The following is a 16,090-nucleotide window of genomic DNA, read 5'->3' on the forward strand; positions in this document are numbered from 1 at the left end:
GCACCTTCGCCGGAAAGCGATATCCCACGTGAGGCGTCCTGGATGCTGTCCAACTGGGTCGAGGCCCGCACCACCGCGCAGACGACCGTCGTCAGCCTGACGATCGGCCTCGCCGCGCTGGCGGGTCTTGCGCTGTGGACGAGTCTGAGCATGCAACGTGCCGCCACGCACCTGCACGAGCTCAACGAGATGAGCGACCGCTGGGGTCTGGTGGTGCAGCACGTCGACGTCGGCGACCACGCCCTGCACGACTACCTGCGCTCCGGCACACCGGTGATGCGCCAGCCCGTCACGAACGCCACCGGTGCCGCCGACGAGAGCCTGCGCTGGCTGCGCGAGAACGGCGGCCCCGCCGACGTCCGCGCCGCCACGATCGTCGGCGACCTCTACGGCGACTACTCGAGCCTGCTGCGCGAAGCCGTCGTCGCGGGCGACCGCGGTGACACCACCGCGGCGTTCCAGAAGGCGGACCAGGCCGAGCTCACGCTGGTCTCGTTGCGCAAACAGCTCTCCACGGTCGTGCAGTTGAAACGTCTGGAAACCACCGAGTACCTGCGCTCCGCGGAAACGCAGAACGGCCGTCTCCGACTGGCCGCGCTCGTCGCGTTCATCATTGATCTCGGTCTGGTCGGGCTGTGCGGCGTCGTCCTGCTCGGGCACCGCCGCAAGATCCTGCGCCAGGCAGCGAAGAGCGAGCACGAGGCGTTGCACGACGCGTTGACCGGTCTGGCCAACCGGACCCTGCTCACCCAGCGCACGCAGCAGGCCATCCGGCGCTCCGACCAGATGGGCGACCCGCTCGGGCTGTTCCTGATCGACCTCAACCGCTTCAAACCGATCAACGACACGCTCGGCCACGCGTTCGGCGACCGCCTGCTGCAGCACGTCGCGAACCGCCTGACCGGCGCCGTCCGCGAGGTCGACACGGTGGCGCGCCTCGGTGGCGACGAGTTCGCCGTCCTGCTGCCCTCGGTGAACACGGCCGCGAACGCCCTGATCGTCGCCGAGCGCGTGCACCGGGCGCTGGAGGACGCCGTCGACCTGGACGGCCTGTCGGTCGACGTCGGCTGCAGCATCGGCGTGGCGATGTACCCGAACGACTCCTCGGACGCGCACGAACTGCTCAAGCACGCCGACATCGCCATGTACGCGGCCAAGCGCGCCCGCCTCGGCACGTGCGTCTACGACCCCGGCCGCGACGACCAGAGCGCCGCCCAGCTCACCGTCATCAGCGACCTGCGGCACGCCATCGACCACGGCGAACTGGTGCTGCACTACCAGCCCAAGGCCGACGCGCGCACCGGAGCCGTCTGCGGCGCCGAGGTCCTGTGCCGCTGGCAGCACCCGCGCCTCGGCCTGCTCGGCCCGGACCGGTTCATCCCGGCCGCCGAGGAGACCGGCCTGATCGAACCGCTGACCCAGTACGTGCTCGACCACGCCCTGGCCCAGTGCCACGCCTGGCACCTGACCGGCTGGGACGTGCCGATCTCGGTCAACGTCGGCGCCCAGTGCCTGCACGACCTGACGTTCCCCGACCAGGTCGCCACCGCGCTGAAGCAGCACGGCCGCCCGCCCGAAGTGCTGACCCTGGAGATCACCGAAAGCGCGATCATCGCCGACCCGCACCGCGCCAGCGAAGTCCTGCTGCGGCTGCGCGAACTCGGCGTGCGGCTGTCCATCGACGACTTCGGCACCGGCTACTCGTCCATCGCGTACCTGCGCACGATGCCGGTGCACGAGATGAAGATCGACCGCTCCTTCACCACGAACATGCGCACGGACTCGTCCAGCGGCGCCATCACCCGCTCGTTGCTGGGCCTCGCGCACAACCTGGAGCTGGAGGTCGTCGCCGAGGGCGTGGAGGACGAGGAGACCTGGAGCGCGCTGGCCGCCCTGGGCTGCGACATCGTGCAGGGGTACTGCCTGAGCAAGCCGTTGCCGGCGGACGAGTTCGCCGAGTGGTTGCGGGACCGCATGCTCGGCGAACTCACCGCGCCTGGTGTCTAACGTTCGCAGGCCAGCCGATAGGCGGCCGCGCCGATCAGTTCCAGCGACACCTGCAGCCGTTCCAGGCTGATGTTGTCCCGGATCGTGTCCTCCGGCGTGTGGTAGATCGGCTCCAGCTGGGCCGGTCCGCCCTCACCGCGCCAGCTGAAGTTCGCCGACGCCATGCCCTTCTCGTGGAACGGCACGTGGTCGCTCGACCCGCGCGCCACCGGGCCGTGCACCCGCGGGTCGTACCCGAGCCGTTTCGCCGCCGCCCGCACGCCGGCGGTCGTGGCGTTGTCGGCGCCGTCGACGGACAGCAACCAGTACGCGGTGGCCGGGTCGTGGCTCGTGGCGACCATGTCGTTCTGGAACACGCCCTTGATCCGCGCGATCTCCTCGGGCGGGAGCTGCGAGACGTAGTGCCGCGAGCCGAGCAGGCCCTGTTCCTCCGAGCCCCACAACGCGAACCGCAGCGCCTTGTGCGTGGGCAGATAACGCAGCACGCGGGCCAGCTCCAGGCACAGCACGGTGCCGCTGCCGTCGTCGTTGGCGCCCGGCGAACCCGGCACGCTGTCGTAGTGCGCGGACACCATCACGACCCCGTTGTCGCGCCACGGGAAGGTCGCCGGGCGGTCCGCGATCACGTTGTAGGACGTGAGGTTCGGGTGGTGCACGGTGCTGATCGTCAGTTCACCGGAACCCTGGGCGCGCAGCTTCTCCGTGTGCACCTGGGCGAGGCCGATGACGGGCACGGTGACGTTGCGGTCCAGCGCCGGCGAGAACGCGCTGGACCTGCTCGCGGTGGCCGAGATCCGGCCGAGGATCACTGCCACCGCACCGCGTTCGATCGCCGCGTGCACGTGGGCCGAGCCGGTGGGGGCGTTGACGTAGAACGCGATCTTGCCGGTGAGGTCCGGCAGCTGCCCGTCGACCACTTCGACGAACGGCGCCTTGACCGTCACGCCCAGGGAGCCGAAACGAGACGCGCCGGCCTGCCCGAGGCCCAAGAGGTCGGCCAGGTATTTGTCCGGCACGGTGAACGGCTGCGTCGTCACCTGGTACCGCAACGCCTTGAGCTCGCGGACGAGGTAGTCGCGGGCCTGGTGCTCGGACGCGGTGCCACCGATCCGCGGCCCGATCTTGTCGCTCAGCACCTTCAGGTGTTTCAAGGCGTTGCGGGCCCGGACCCGTGCCACGACGGGGAAGTCGCCGAGGTTCAGGTCCGGTAGTCCGGTGGCGCCCGGTCTCTGTTCGGTCGCCGCGAGCGCGCTCGCGGGATTGGCCACCACGGCGGCTACCCCGGCCGCCGCCGCGAGGAAGTCACGTCTGCGCACGTCGTCCCCCATCTCCCGATTCTCCAGCCAGCCGAACGTAGGCAGGACGGGAGGTGGCGGACAACCGACTAGTGGCTGGCTTTCGGGGACGCGTGATCGAGAACGAGGTCCTGCACCTGCCTGCGCGCGTCGGCCCGTGCTACCTGCACGCACGCCATCAGCTGCGCGGCGAGCAGGTCGGGATCGAGACGGCGGACCTCGGGGCCGAACGAGACGCCCGTCGTCAGGCCGTTCGAGTCCACGGTCACCGTGACGCCGCCGCGGGTGGCCTCACCGCTCACGGCCGCGAGCAACCTGACCAGTTCGAGGTAGTGCCGGCGTTCCCGTTCCTCGGCAGCCGTGTTCAGCTCCTCCCACCACGCCAACCGGCGGCGCAACAACGCTTGAGCGGTCGCCGGATCGGACACCGGCACCCGCCACGCACCGGACGCGGTGTGCAGCACCAGCGCGTTCGACTCGGTGGTGACGCGAAGGATGCGGGCGAACGCGACGCCGAGGTCGAGCCGGCCGCCGGACCGCGTGGTCCAGTCGACGCGGTCGGTACCGATCACGACGCGCGCGCCGTGGCCGTCCAGCACGAGCGGGAACGCGGTCGAGCCGAGTTCGAGGACCGGCGCTCCCAGCAGCGAGCGGCGGGCCAGCCGGGCGAGCCACGACGCCGAGCCCGCACCGAGGACTCCGGCCGCGCACAACGCCTTCACCGCGACGGCCGCGCCGGGACTGAGCCGCAACGCGATGCCCGAGCCCGGCAGCACGCCGAGCACGAGCTGCGCGCCGGTCATCAGGGTGGTGGCGGGCAGCCACGAGTGAGGGTCGCTCAACCCGTTGCGGCGCAACCAGCTCAGCAACGCCCACGCGCAGGCCGCCGCGGCGACGGCCGGAATCGCGGACCACCACGGCATGATCCGCTGACCGGCCGACGTCATCCCGGCGAGCACGATGCACACGATGCCGATCGCGACGGGCAGCACACCGGCGGAGAGGATCAGCAACGTCCTGGTGCGCCGCCAGCGAGCAGCCAGCGCGTGCACGACCTGCGGATCGTTGATCAGAGGAATGGCGTGGGGAAGTAACGTCATCAGCGCGCCCCTCGTCAGCTCTCCGCCGTCACCACCTGTGACGTGCGGGCCGACCAGACTTCCCGGCTCACCTGGGCGTAAATATGCCGTAAATGTCCAGTTCAGGCAAGCCCTGTCCACTGTGGACGGTGTGGCGCGCGAGCCCGCGCGCCACACCGGATCCGTTGTGTCAGGCCGCCTTCGCGCGCCTGCCGAGCACGGCGTCGACCACCAAAAAGACCACGAGACTGATCCCGAGCAGCGGCACGAACCACCCGACGAGCAGCGCGCCGAGACCGAGGCCGATCAACGCGCCGCGCGGAGCCTTGCGCCACTGGCCACGCGGCGTGGGACGGCCGAAGCCGCGGGTCGGCCTGCGCTTCCACCACATCCGGTAGCCGAGCACGACCAGTGCGACCAGCCCGCCGCCGAGAAGCAGCAGGACCAGCTGGTTGACCCAGCCGAACAACACGCCCATGTGCGCGTCGATGCCCCACCGGGTCAGCTTCGCGGCGAGCGGGTAGTCGGCGAAGTTCACCGAGCTGACCACGGCACCGTCCTGGATCGCCACCGAGTCGACCTGCGTGGGCCAGCCGCGGCCGATCTCGGCGACCTTCCACGCGCCACCGGACTCGGCGGGCAGACCGATCTCCAGGGGCTTGGCGTCGATGCCCGACGAGCGGGCCGCCCACAGCACCGTGTCGACGTCGCCGTAACTGGTACCGGTGGAGCTGTGCTCGCCGTGTTCGGAGTGGTCGCCACCGCCGGTGGGCACCTTCAACGACGGCGTGGTCCAGTCGAGGGCCTTGCGCAGCGTCGCGACGTTCTCGCCGGCGTACGCGGACCACGTGAGACCCGTGGCGGACAAGAACAGCGCGCCGACGAGCACCCACACGCCCAGCAGGCCGTGCGTGCGGATGCGCTTGCTGTTGCGCGCCCTCGTGATCCACAACACCAGCCCGCCCAGCGCGACCACCCACAGCCAGGAGGCGGCGAGCTCGCTGTAGATCCGGCCGGGTTCGCCGAGCATCAGGTTGCGGTGCAACTGGCTCAGCGTCATCCGCAACGGCAGCGAGCCGCTCGAGCCGTAGACGACGAGATCACCGGTGACGCGACCCGTGCCGGGATCGACGAAGACAGCACGGCGTTCGGACTCGCCGAGGCCCTTCTCGGAGAACAACACGCGGGTGGTGTCGCCGGGTTCGGGAGCCGGGCGCACCGCGACGAGCGTGCCCTCCGGCGAGGTCGCCAGCGCGGCGTCGACCTGCTTCGCGAGCGGGAGTTGCTGAGAGGACACGGGAACGCGGAGCTGGTCGGAGTAGACCCAGGACTCCAGCTGAGGCGTGAGGGCGTACAGCACGCCGGTCAGCGCGGCGACCAGGATGAACGGGCCGACGAGGACGCCGGCGTAGAAGTGCAGGCGCAGGAACAGTCCTCGCCACGCGAAGGATCTGCGTGGCGGAGCGCTTGTGGTGGGTGTGGGGGCTGTGGTGGTCATCGGAGCACTCCAAATGGGCGTGAACAGGTGCAGGACCGCGTTGGAAGCGGCCCTGTGAAGGGGATTCAGACCTGTTCAGCCGGAGGACCGCGCCACGACAGCACGTCCAGGAAGACGATCGTGGTCGGCGCGAGGCGAGGCGTGGCGACGACCAGAGGTGCAGTGGCGGGCAGGGACGGGAGCCTGCGGGGGAGGACCGACGCGATCGCGCGGGCCACCGTGAGCACCGTGCGTTCGGCGACGGCGAGCACGGCCACGGTCAGAAGGGTCGCCACGACGTGTGCGGCGAGCATGCGCGACGGGTCAGGCTCGTGTGCGTGCCGGGACACGGCGAGCGACACCATCAGGTGCATCGCCAACTGGCCGCCGCCGACCAGCACCAGCAGCCGTCCGGGAGTGAGCTCGTGCCGCGCGAACCCGGCGCAGGCCCACGTCAGCAGCGCGACGAGCGAGAAGACCAGTCCGGCGTCGGGTAGATGACCCTCCGCGCTGGAGTGCGCGAGGACCGCGAGGGCCCCGGTGACCACGCCGACAGCCGCACAGCGCGCACGGCGCAGCGGCAGAGGTGGCAGGGTCACAAACAGGAGCCTAGCTGCCTGAACAGGTAAGATCAGCCCCTACGAATCTTGTGGCCTCACGGTTCAACACAGCGTTGATTTTCTAGATGCCTTCGAGGTCGAGGGTCTGCTGGTGCGGGCCACCGGTGAACGAGCTGGTGAGCAGCCCCGCCGACCGGCACCGCCCGCACGTCACCGGTGACGTCGTCGCCTTGAAGCGGGTGAAGTCCCAGCTGCCCGTGCCGACGTGACAGCCGGGGCCGGGCACCTCCAGGCCGAGCCAGCCCTGCAGCCGCACGGCGTGCACGACGTCGGAACCCTCGAGGTAGCCGTTGAGCCGCCCCGCGAACCGGTTGCGCGCCTCTTCCGCGGGTGCGCTGAGAGCCTCCTGCAACGCCGAAATGCCGTTCATGGACCCGATTCAACCTCACGTGGGCGCGTCGAGCCGGGCACCACGCCGCTCTAGCACCGTGAGGCTGCGCGCACACCACCGCACGTTGTCCCGCTCGAACGACAAGCCGCGCAACAAGGTCAGGTACGGCCCGACGCGGTCGGCCGTCTCCAGGAACTCCTCCTCGGTGCGGCCGTCGAGCAGCTTGGCCCGGAGGCGTTCGTACCGCGCGATCTTCGCCTCGGCCCACTGCCTGCGTTCCCTGAGTGACGCTTTCACCGCCTCGACGTCACCGGCGTCCGCGGCGAGCACCGCGACCAGCAGCTCGTCGCGGATCGCGGTGGGCTTGTGCGGCTCGGCGGTGAACGCGGCCAGAGCTTCGAGACCCGCCGTGGTGAGCGAGAACACCCGTTTGTTCGGCCGGCGTTCCTGCTCGACCGTCCTCGCCTCGATCAGCCCGCCGGTCTCCATCCGGTCCAGCTCGCGGTAGAGCTGCTGCGGTGTGCACATCCAGAAGTTCGCCACGGACGCGTCGAACACCTTGGCCAGGTCGTAGCCGGACGCCGGCCCGTCGAGCAGGGCGGCCAGCACGGCGTTGCGCAGCGACATCATCCCAGGTTACGGTGCGGTTACCTAGTCAACAAGTTGAGTATGTGAGGGCGGGCCGTGGACGCATTCCGCAAGGCAGTCGAAGCGCGCGACACCGACGCCATGGCGGCTTGCCTGGCCGACAACGTGGTGTTCACCAGCCCTGTGGCGTTCAAGCCGTACCCCGGCAAGCCGATCACCGCGGCGATCCTGCGCGGCGTGATGCGGGTGTTCGAGAACTTCCGCTACGAGCGCGTGATCGCCGACGGGCCGAACCACGCGCTGGTGTTCCGGACCGAGGTGGGCGGCAAGGAGGTCCAGGGCTGCGACTTCCTGCACCTCGACGAGAACGGGTTGATCGACGAGTTCACCGTGATGGTGCGGCCGCTGTCCGGCGCCCAGGCGTTGTCCGAGGCGATGGCCGCGCAGTTCGAGCAGATCCAGGCCGAGGCCCTAGAAGCGTTCAACTCCTAACGCGGTCAGCACCAGGTCGAGGTTGCCCAACCCCTGCAGGTTGCGGTTGGTCTGGGCGAAGAGCTCCACGATCGCGACGTTGCGCTGGTCGTCCGCGGACATCTTCTTGAGCGCGGCGTCGTCGCGGATCCCGGTCTCCCGCAGGAACACCATGACCGCGCCCACACCGGCGAGGTCCGCGTCGCTGTAGGCCTGGTAGTCGGTCTGGTTGCTGAGCGAGGTCATCACCACGATCAACGTGTTGCGCATGTCGTCGCGGGACATGGTGTTGAGCTGGTGCTGGCTGCGGAACCGCCCGGCCAGCAACACACCGCGCACGTAGAACGGCGTCGAGCCCGGCCGCCTGCCGCGGGTGGCGAGATCGCTGCCCAGCGCGATCTGGGCCAGCTGCAGGTTCGTGAAGCCCTGCAACGCCTGTCCGGCACCGGTTTGCGCGCCGAGTTCGACGATCATCACGTTGCGCTGGTCGTCGGCCGTCATGCTCTTGAGCGCCGCGTCGTCGCGGAGTCCGTTGCGCCGCAGGAAGACCATGACCGCGCCCATGCCTGCCAGCGTGTCGTTGTCGAAGCGCTGGTAGTCGTTCTGGTTGCTGAGGGACGCCAGGCACACGATCAGGGTGTTGCGCATGTCCTCGTAGGGCATGGTGTTGAGCTGGTGTTGCGTGCGGAACCCGCCTGCCAGCAGGACACCGCGGATCGGGAACGAGATCACCGATCCGGGCAGCACCTCCACGTCGACGAAGTCCTCTGCGACAGTGGTGCGCCGCAACGAGAAGTCGCCCGCGGGGCAGGCCCAGTCGGTGCGCGAGAGGTCGGCCACGCCGTCGTACCGCACGCGGCCGTCGGGGTTGATCGAGTGCACGACCAGACCTTCGACCGCGATCCCCTGGTCGTAGGTCTCCGCCTTTGCACGGCGCAGCTCCACGCAGAACACACGTCCGTCGCGCCGTTGGGACGGCACGGCGATCATCACGGGTTTGCCCGAGCCCGGAGACGAGTAGTCGGGCTTGTACAGCCGCACTTTCACGGGCAGGTCGCGGACGTTCACGACCGACGAGCTGTCGCGGAACCGCGGGTCGCGGTACAGGTGCGCGCCCGGCACCAGCGGTCCGACGATGAGGTTCGCCGGTATGTTCGTGAACGGGGATTCCTTGTTCAGGCCGCCATCGGGGAGCGCCGCCACCGACTTGCGGATCCAGCTCGCCGCCACCGAGCCGTAGGTGCGGGCGCTCATCGCCGAGTACGGCGACATGTAGGCCGCGCCGGCGGCGTCGAGTTCGTGGTCGAGCTCGAAGCTGTGCCCCAGCTCCTGGCACGCCGCGTCGAACGGCGTGATCGAGTCGACCACGGTCGCCCGGATCTTCTTCTGCAAGCCGTCCGGCCCCGGCACCCACACCTCGCCGCCGCCCCACCAGCCGGTGGGCCGCGCGAACCAGATCAACAGGACGTCCGTGTGCACCCAGTCGACCTGCGTGGCGGCCTTCACCACCGCGTCCTGCAGGGCACCCCGGCCGTCGTTGGTGACCGTGCCGGGGTCGGGGACGACGACCGGGTCGTAGACCTGGCTGCTCACGTCGAACAGGCCGCGCGAACACCGCCACCAGAAGTCGCCCAGGCTGTGGCGGATGCCCGGCCGCATCCAGTTCTCGAACTGTTCGCGCGACCAGACGCTGTCCGTGGCCGCGTACTTCACCGGAACTACGGCGATCATGTCGCCTCCTCTGTGCCGCCACGAGTGGACACAGAGGAACTCGACCGCGGCGCGAGAACGTTACGCGGCGAACTCGTACACGCTCACGTGCCGCCTGCTTTCCGCCGTGAACGGCTCGCCGTTCCAGCCTCCCCAGCGGTCGCGCAGCCGCAGCCCCGCGATGCGCGCCATGAGGTCGAACTCGGCCGGGTACGTCAGCCGCTGCCGGATCGGGCCGAACCGGACGCCGTCCGCGCTGATCTCCACGTGGTTCTCGTCGAGCATCTGCGTGACCGGGTCGTACCGGTTGACGTCGAACCCGACGTGGTCGATCTCCAGCGTCTCCACGTCGATGAACTGGTGCCGTGGCCGCGCCGCCCAGGTCGGCAGCCCGCTCTCGATCACGAACACGCCGCCGGGTTCGAGGTGGCGTGCCGCGTTCTCGAAGCAGCGCACCTGGTCGTCCTGGGTGAGCAGGTTGCAGATCGTGTTGAAAACCAGGTACACCAACGAGTACGTGCGTCCGGTGCCGACCTGCGACATGTCGCCCATCGTCACGTCGATGCCGGCGCCGCCGGGCTTCTCCCGCATTCTCGCGACCATGCCGGGGGAAAGCTCGATGCCGTCCACCGCCACACCGGATTCGGCCAGGGGCAACGCGATTCGTCCGGTACCGATCGCGAACTCCAGTGCCGTCTTGCCGAATCTCCCGAGGAACCGCACGGTGTCGGCCTCGTCGCCGCGCAGCGTGTTGTCGTAGGTCTTCGCCGTTTCGGAACTGAAACTCGGGTTGAATCCCTTCACCCGACCCACGCTAGACCCGGCCGCCACCGAGTTTTCGGACTAGGATTTCGATGTGGACATCACTGGGGAAGACCTGCGGGATTCACGGTTCGAGTTCGTCGACCTGACCGGTGCGACGTTCCGCGAGGCCAAGCTGGACCGGGTCGTGATGCGCGGTGTCGAAGTGCTCGATCTCGACATCGACGGGTACATCGGCAAACTGGTGGTCAACGGGGTGGACGTCGCGCCGCTGGTCGAGGCCGAGCTCGACCGCCGGTACCCGGAGCGGCCCAAGATGCGGCCGACGGACGCAGCGGGCTACCGCGAGGCGTGGGAGATCATCGAACGGTTGTGGGCGGGCACGGTCGAGCGTGCCCGCGGCCTCGACCCCGAGCTGCTGCACGAGTCGGTGAACGGCGAGTTCTCGTTCATCGAGACGTTGCGGCACCTGGTGTTCGCGACGGACTCGTGGATCCGGCGCGCGCTGCTCGGTGAGCCGGCGCCCTGGCATCCGCTCGGCCTCGGGTGCGCCGGGATGGACGACATCCCGAACGTCCCGCGCGACCACGCGGCCCGGCCGTCGCTCGACGAGATCCTCGCGATCAGGCGCGACCGGATGGACGGGATGCGCGACGTGCTGGCGAACCTGACCGACGAGCAGCTGGCCTCGGACACGGTGGCGGTGCTGGAACCCGAGGGCTGGCCGCCGTCGAAGAGCTATCCCGTGGCCAGGTGCCTGCGCTGCATCCTCAACGAGGAGTGGCAGCACCGGCTCTTCGCCGAACGCGACCTCGACCTCCTGACCGCACGTCCCGCGTGATCGGCAGGCGCCCCGGCAGTGCGCGGAAGCTCACGGACCTCTCGCGGTCGACGCGGATCAGCGGAAGCGGAACGGCTCCAGCACGCTCGGCCGCCGCCCGCTGAGGTAGTACTCGGCGAGTGCCTTCCCGGTCGCCGGTCCCAGCGTCACCCCGAGCATCCCGTGCCCGGTCGCCACGAACACGTTGTCGTGCTTCGGCGTCCGGTCGATCACCGGGAGCCCGTCGGCGAGGAACGGCCGCCCGCCCACCCACGGATCGCGGATCCGGCGCGGCAGGTCGTCCGGATCGTCGAACCACGCCCCGAGGTAGTGCCTGCTGGCCTTGGCGATCGCGACCACCCGCCGCCAGTCCAGCTTCCGGTTGTTGCCGCTGAGCTCCATCGTCCCGGCGATCCGGGTGGACCCGTTCATCGGCGACGCCACCACCCGCCGGTCCCCGAAGTACAACGCGTGCCTCGGCGCCGGGTCGAGGTCGACCGTGAAGCTGTACCCCTTGCCCGCCTGCATCGACAGCCGCACCCCCAGTGAGGCCAGCAGTCGCTGCGACCACATCCCGGCCGCCACGACCACGCCCGAACACCGCAGATCGCCCTCGGACGTGTGCACGACCCGGACCCGGTCGCCGCCGGAGAACCCGTTCACGGCGACGTTCTCCCGCACCTGCCCGCCGGCGTTCCGCACTGCCCGGGCCAGCGATTCCACCAGCCGGACCGGGTCGACCACGCCCTCGCCCTCCACCAGGTAGGAGGCCTGGACACGAGGTGACAGGGCGGGGTCCAGCAGTGCCGCGTCCGGCCCCAGCGTCACCCCCGAGGGCATCGCGTAGTTGCCGTCCGCCATCGACCGCTGCACGTCCAGGTGATGCCGTGCCTCCGCGGCCGAGAGGAACGCGTGCACCATTCCCGGTCGCCGCAACGTGGTCTGCACGCCGTCGGAGGCGAGCTGGTCGAACAGGTCGAACGTCGGTGCGTTCAACGCCGTCACGGCCTCATATCCGTGCCGGAACCCGGCCCGCGTGCTGCTGCGCCACATCCGCCACAGCCACACGAGAAAGCTGGAGTCGACCGGCGGCCGCAGGTACAGCGGCGAGTCCGGTTTTCCCAGCGACCGCAAGGCGAAGCGGGTCACGCCGGGCGCGGGCACCGGCGCGGAGTGCGAGAGGCACACCCAGCCCGCGTTGCCCCACGACGCACCGGAACCGAGTGCGGATCGTTCCACGACCTCCACCGCGACCCCTGCGGACGTCAGGTAGTGCGCCACGCTCAGGCCGACGACGCCGCCTCCGACGACAACCATCGGATCGGAGCTCATGATCCCCCTTCGCGGGTGAAGTGCGTCAGGAACTCCCTGGTCCGCGGCGACCGCGGGTTCGTCAGCACCTGCGCCGGCGCGCCCTCCTCGGTGATCTTGCCCGCGTCCACGAACACGACGTGGTCCGCGACCTCCCTGGCGAACGCCAGTTCGTGCGTCACCAGCACCATCGTGATGCCGGTCGCCGCGAGCTCCCGCATCACCAGCAACACCTCGCCGGTCGACTCGGGGTCCAAAGAGGACGTCGGCTCGTCGAACAGCAGCACCGACGGCCGCAGCGCCAGGGCCCGTGCGATCGCCACCCGTTGCTGCTCACCGCCGGACATCTGCTCCGGATAGGCGGTGGCCCGGTGCGCGAGGCGGACCCGGCGCAACAACGTCACGGCACGTTCCAGCGCCTCCTGCTCCGGCACACCCGCGTCGAGCGGTGCCAGCATCACGTTCTCGATCGCGGTGAGGTGCGGGAAGAGGTTGAACCGCTGGAACACCATCCCGACCGACCGCCGCAGCTTCGGCAGGTCGGTGCACACCGCGCCGTCCGCGAAGATCGGCGCGCCGTCGACCGCGATCGTGCCGCTGTCCGGGCGTTCCAGCAGGTTCAGGCAGCGCAACAACGTGGTCTTGCCGCCACCGGACGAGCCGATGATCGCGGTGATCGTGGCCTGCCGGACCGCGAGCGACACGTCGTCGAGCACCAGCCGTCCGTGGAACGACTTGCTCAGCCCGCTGATCGTCAGCACGTCGTGCTGAGCCAGTACTTCCGTCACGCCGGCACCTCCAGCAGTTCGCGCGCCGCACGCAACCGGCGCCGGCGGGTCGGGGAGAGCGGCACACCGGCGTGGATCCGCCGTTCCAGCCACAGCAACCCCTGCGAGAGCGGGTAGCAGAGCACGAAGTAGATCGCCGCGATCACCAGGTAGACCTCCAGCGCGCGGAACGTGGCCGAGGTGATCAGCCGGCCCTGCGACATCAGCTCGGCCGCGGAGATCGTGACCAGCAACGACGTCGACTTCAGCAGATCGACCAGCATGGTGTTCGTGCCGGGCAACGCCAGCCGCATCGCCTGCGGGAACACGACCTTCCGGAACGTCGAGAGCTTGCCCAGACCGAGCGCCGACGCGGCCTCCTGCTGTCCGTTGTGGACACCGTTGATCGCCGACCGGAAGATCTCCGAGAGGTAGGCGGCGTAGAACAGGACCAGGCTGAGCGTGCCCGCCTGGAACGCGTCCAGCTTCAGCCCGACCGACCCGAGCCCGAAGTAGGTCAGGAAGATGACCGCGAGCAACGGCACGTTCTTGAACAGTTCGGTGTAGATCAGCGCCGGAATCCGCAGCGCTTTGAGCGTGCTCAGCCGCAGCAACGCCACCGCGAGCCCGAGCAGCGCGGCTCCGGCGAAGCCCGCCACCGTGTAGGACACCGTCTTCAACAAGCCTTCCCAGAGGTCGGTGGAGTACTCCGACCAAGGCACTTCGAACATGCGCAACCCCCTAGATCGAAGGCGGAGTCCAGTCCGCGGGCCGGTCGACGCCGCGGCGCAGCGGTGCGATGTGCGCGGCGGGCTTGAGGAACTGATCGGGATCGCCGCCGAACTTCTCGATGAGCTTCGTCATCTCACCGCTCGCGTACATCGCGCGGATCTCCTTGGAGATGGCCGCCTCCAGTGCGGTCGCCTGCTTGGGCAGGTAGAAGCTCGTCATGTAAGAGCGGAAGTACTCGTACTCGGGCTTGGCCTTCACCTGGTCGTCGGTCGGCGGCGTCAGGTACTGGGTCTTGATGCCGAGGTCCGGCCGGGCCTGCTGCGCGGCGATGATGATCAACGGGTCGAGGAACCCGACGTCCGCCCGGCCGGCGCCGAGGTCGTCGATCACGCCGTTGCCGTCCGGGTAGGCCTGCAGCTTCGCGCCCGGCACCGCCTGGATCGACTTCACCCACACGTAGCCCTCGACCGTGCCGAGTCGCAGGCCCTCGAGGTCCTTGACCGTTTTGTAGGTCTTGTCGGACTTCACCGCCATCGCGGGCGGTGAGTAGTAAGGCGGGTCGGTGAACAGACCCTGCTTCTGCCGTTCGGCCGACCACGCGACACCGCCGATGGTGATGTCGACCCGCTGCGACTGGACGCCTGCGAGCATGCCGGCGAAGTCGGTGACCTCCGGTTGCACCTTCAGGTTCAGCTTCGCCGCGACGGCGTTGAGGATCTCGCTGTCCAGCCCGCTGAGCTGGCGGTCCTTGTAGTCGGTGTAGGGCGCGTAGGGCTGGATGGCGACCTTCAGCACGCCCGGTTCGATGGTGCCCAGCTCCGAGTTCGCGGCCGCCCCGGACGAGCAGGCGGCCAACGTGAGACCGGTGACCAGGGCGAGCCCTGCGGTTTTGAGCACAGCGGTTCTCGTCATGGCGCACGTCCTTACTGGCTATGAGGTGGCACACACCGTAAGCCCGTTCGGACCAAAGGTCACTGGACAACCTGACCAGAACTTCTCGGTGATTCGGGGCGGGTGGTCGTACGATTCGTACGTGCTGACCGGATCGATCGCTCAGGAGATCGCGGCCGACACGAGCGCGATCATCGGGTTCAACGTGTTGATCACCGACCGGGACGGTGTCGTGATCGGCAGTGGTGACCCCGGCCGCGTCGGGTCGTTCCACGAGGCGTCCGTGGAGGTCGTGCGCCGGGTGCGGGCGATGAGCCACGGCCCGGAGGCCGCGCGCCGGTTGTCGGGGGTCGAACCGGGCATCACGTTGCCGTTGGTGCTCAACGGCGAGGCGGTCGGCACAGTCGGCATCACCGGTTCGCCGGACCAGGTCGAACGGTTCGGTCGCCTGGTGCGCAACCAGACCGAGATCCTGCTGCGCGAGTCCGTGCTGCTGTCGTCGCGGCTGTTCCGCGAGAAGGCGGTCGAGGACCTCCTGCGGGATGTGGCGCACTTCGATCCCGCCACCGCGGATCCGGGCATGCTGACGTTCCGCGGCGACGACCTCGGTTATGACCTGCGGTTGCCGCGTGTCGCGGTCGTGGTGGAGACGTCGGCCGAGCCCGCTTTGGTGTTGCGGCGGTTGCGGAAGGCTTTCGTCGACCCCCAGGACGTGATCGGGCGAGGTGGCTCCGGGCGGTTCGTGGTGCTGCACAAGGACAACGGCACGATCCCCGCGGTTGACCTGGAGTGTTCGGTCGGCGTCGGCGGACGTGCCTGCGGGGTGCCGGCTCTGCATGATTCCTATGTGGACGCTTCGACCGCGCTGTACCTCGCGGCCCGGTTGCCGGGTTCTTCCGGCGTCGTGCACATCGACGATCTGCGGGTGCACGAGCTGGTCGCTTCCAGTGGCGCGCGGTCACGGCTGGTGCGCGCGTTGATCGGGCAGTTGCGGGAACAGCCCGACTGGCCGATGCTGCGGGTGACGATCGTGGAGTGGTGCGAAAGCGGGTTCAACCTGGTGCGCGCCGCGGCGGCGTTGAGCATCCACCGCAACACGTTGATCTACCGGCTGGGCAAGATCGAGGACGCCGGGCTGAAGGTGCGTGACCCGCGGACGGCGTTGAAGCTCTACCTGGCCTGCGTGGCCGATGTGCTGGGCCCGTGAAAGCTGTTACGTTGAGGATCGT

Annotated in this window: 16 protein-coding genes; 4 read left to right on the plus strand and 12 right to left on the minus strand. The window is 69.2% G+C overall.

The genetic code is table 11. The features are described 5' to 3' along the window. Window positions 1–42: 42 nt before the first annotated feature. A complete protein-coding gene (locus G7043_RS14405; RefSeq protein WP_166046109.1) occupies window positions 43–2,007 on the plus strand; it encodes a putative bifunctional diguanylate cyclase/phosphodiesterase in 1,965 nt (654 codons plus the stop codon). On the opposite strand, the gene G7043_RS14410 is transcribed toward G7043_RS14405, so the two are convergent. From G7043_RS14410 to G7043_RS14435, 6 genes are all read right to left on the minus strand, one after another. Continuing rightward, complete coding sequence (locus tag G7043_RS14410) at window positions 2,004–3,335, minus strand: M28 family peptidase (protein ID WP_166046110.1); 1,332 nt, start codon at window positions 3,333–3,335, stop codon at window positions 2,004–2,006. The genes G7043_RS14405 and G7043_RS14410 overlap by 4 nt on opposite strands. 56 nt (window positions 3,336–3,391) lie before the next feature. Then, on the minus strand, window positions 3,392–4,402 hold the full coding sequence (locus tag G7043_RS14415) for a YbaB/EbfC family nucleoid-associated protein (RefSeq protein ID WP_166046111.1): 1,011 nt from the start codon (window positions 4,400–4,402) through the stop codon (window positions 3,392–3,394). 169 nt (window positions 4,403–4,571) lie between these two features. Next, window positions 4,572–5,879 (minus strand): PepSY-associated TM helix domain-containing protein, encoded by a 1,308-nt coding sequence (locus tag G7043_RS14420; RefSeq protein ID WP_166046112.1) that lies wholly within the window; start codon window positions 5,877–5,879, stop codon window positions 4,572–4,574. A gap of 65 nt (window positions 5,880–5,944) precedes the next feature. Next, window positions 5,945–6,457, minus strand: coding sequence for a hypothetical protein (locus G7043_RS14425; RefSeq protein WP_166046113.1), 513 nt, complete (start codon window positions 6,455–6,457; stop codon window positions 5,945–5,947). An 82-nt stretch (window positions 6,458–6,539) separates the two neighbouring features. Next, complete coding sequence (locus G7043_RS14430; RefSeq protein WP_166046114.1) at window positions 6,540–6,848, minus strand: hypothetical protein; 309 nt, start codon at window positions 6,846–6,848, stop codon at window positions 6,540–6,542. 15 nt (window positions 6,849–6,863) lie between these two features. Then, window positions 6,864–7,436, minus strand: a complete 573-nt coding sequence (locus G7043_RS14435) for a PadR family transcriptional regulator (protein ID WP_166046115.1) — start codon at window positions 7,434–7,436, stop codon at window positions 6,864–6,866. Window positions 7,437–7,493: 57 nt separating this feature from the next. Here G7043_RS14435 and G7043_RS14440 point away from each other — a divergent pair, with 57 nt between their 5' ends. Beyond that, complete coding sequence (locus G7043_RS14440; protein ID WP_166046116.1) at window positions 7,494–7,889, plus strand: nuclear transport factor 2 family protein; 396 nt, start codon at window positions 7,494–7,496, stop codon at window positions 7,887–7,889. On the opposite strand, the gene G7043_RS14445 is transcribed toward G7043_RS14440, so the two are convergent. After that, a complete protein-coding gene (locus G7043_RS14445; protein WP_166046117.1) occupies window positions 7,869–9,599 on the minus strand; it encodes a hypothetical protein in 1,731 nt (576 codons plus the stop codon). The genes G7043_RS14440 and G7043_RS14445 overlap by 21 nt on opposite strands. 60 nt (window positions 9,600–9,659) lie before the next feature. Continuing rightward, window positions 9,660–10,382 (minus strand): class I SAM-dependent DNA methyltransferase, encoded by a 723-nt coding sequence (locus G7043_RS14450; RefSeq protein WP_166046118.1) that lies wholly within the window; start codon window positions 10,380–10,382, stop codon window positions 9,660–9,662. Window positions 10,383–10,434: 52 nt separating this feature from the next. On the opposite strand from G7043_RS14450, the gene G7043_RS14455 reads away from it, so the two are divergent. Beyond that, window positions 10,435–11,181: a DinB family protein gene (locus G7043_RS14455; protein ID WP_166046119.1), complete on the plus strand. Its 747-nt coding sequence runs from the start codon at window positions 10,435–10,437 to the stop codon at window positions 11,179–11,181. A 57-nt stretch (window positions 11,182–11,238) separates the two neighbouring features. Here the strand turns inward: G7043_RS14455 and G7043_RS14460 are convergent, their stop codons facing one another. Genes G7043_RS14460 through G7043_RS14475 form a run of 4 tightly spaced genes read right to left on the minus strand, consistent with a single transcriptional unit; the run spans window position 11,239 to window position 14,882 of the window. Beyond that, window positions 11,239–12,492 carry an NAD(P)/FAD-dependent oxidoreductase gene (locus G7043_RS14460; RefSeq protein ID WP_166046120.1) on the minus strand — a complete coding sequence of 418 codons (1,254 nt, stop codon included), beginning with the start codon at window positions 12,490–12,492 and terminating at the stop codon, window positions 11,239–11,241. Further along, on the minus strand, window positions 12,489–13,259 hold the full coding sequence (locus G7043_RS14465) for an amino acid ABC transporter ATP-binding protein (protein WP_313887875.1): 771 nt from the start codon (window positions 13,257–13,259) through the stop codon (window positions 12,489–12,491). The genes G7043_RS14460 and G7043_RS14465 overlap by 4 nt, the downstream gene beginning before the upstream one ends. Further along, window positions 13,256–13,969 (minus strand): amino acid ABC transporter permease, encoded by a 714-nt coding sequence (locus G7043_RS14470; protein WP_166046121.1) that lies wholly within the window; start codon window positions 13,967–13,969, stop codon window positions 13,256–13,258. The genes G7043_RS14465 and G7043_RS14470 overlap by 4 nt, the downstream gene beginning before the upstream one ends. A 10-nt stretch (window positions 13,970–13,979) precedes the next feature. Next, window positions 13,980–14,882, minus strand: coding sequence for a substrate-binding periplasmic protein (locus G7043_RS14475; protein ID WP_166046122.1), 903 nt, complete (start codon window positions 14,880–14,882; stop codon window positions 13,980–13,982). Between the two features lie 121 nt (window positions 14,883–15,003). Between G7043_RS14475 and G7043_RS14480 the strand changes: the two genes are divergently transcribed. Further along, complete coding sequence (locus tag G7043_RS14480) at window positions 15,004–16,068, plus strand: CdaR family transcriptional regulator (protein ID WP_207311143.1); 1,065 nt, start codon at window positions 15,004–15,006, stop codon at window positions 16,066–16,068. Window positions 16,069–16,090 lie beyond the last annotated feature (22 nt).

It is taken from the genome of Lentzea alba, from assembly GCF_011067745.1.
GTDB classification, from domain to species: Bacteria; Actinomycetota; Actinomycetes; order Mycobacteriales; family Pseudonocardiaceae; genus Lentzea; species Lentzea alba.

Excerpts from the sequence above, each read along its gene's own strand:
- G7043_RS14405 (WP_166046109.1), top strand. The coding sequence starts at position 43 with ATGCTGTCCAACTGGGTCGAGGCCCGCACCACCGCGCAGACGACCGTC.
- G7043_RS14410 (WP_166046110.1), bottom strand. The coding sequence starts at position 3,335 with ATGGGGGACGACGTGCGCAGACGTGACTTCCTCGCGGCGGCGGCCGGG.
- G7043_RS14415 (WP_166046111.1), bottom strand. The coding sequence starts at position 4,402 with ATGACGTTACTTCCCCACGCCATTCCTCTGATCAACGATCCGCAGGTC.
- G7043_RS14420 (WP_166046112.1), bottom strand. The coding sequence starts at position 5,879 with ATGACCACCACAGCCCCCACACCCACCACAAGCGCTCCGCCACGCAGA.
- G7043_RS14430 (WP_166046114.1), bottom strand. The coding sequence starts at position 6,848 with ATGAACGGCATTTCGGCGTTGCAGGAGGCTCTCAGCGCACCCGCGGAA.
- G7043_RS14435 (WP_166046115.1), bottom strand. The coding sequence starts at position 7,436 with ATGTCGCTGCGCAACGCCGTGCTGGCCGCCCTGCTCGACGGGCCGGCG.
- G7043_RS14445 (WP_166046117.1), bottom strand. The coding sequence starts at position 9,599 with ATGATCGCCGTAGTTCCGGTGAAGTACGCGGCCACGGACAGCGTCTGG.
- G7043_RS14460 (WP_166046120.1), bottom strand. The coding sequence starts at position 12,492 with ATGAGCTCCGATCCGATGGTTGTCGTCGGAGGCGGCGTCGTCGGCCTG.
- G7043_RS14470 (WP_166046121.1), bottom strand. The coding sequence starts at position 13,969 with ATGTTCGAAGTGCCTTGGTCGGAGTACTCCACCGACCTCTGGGAAGGC.
- G7043_RS14475 (WP_166046122.1), bottom strand. The coding sequence starts at position 14,882 with ATGACGAGAACCGCTGTGCTCAAAACCGCAGGGCTCGCCCTGGTCACC.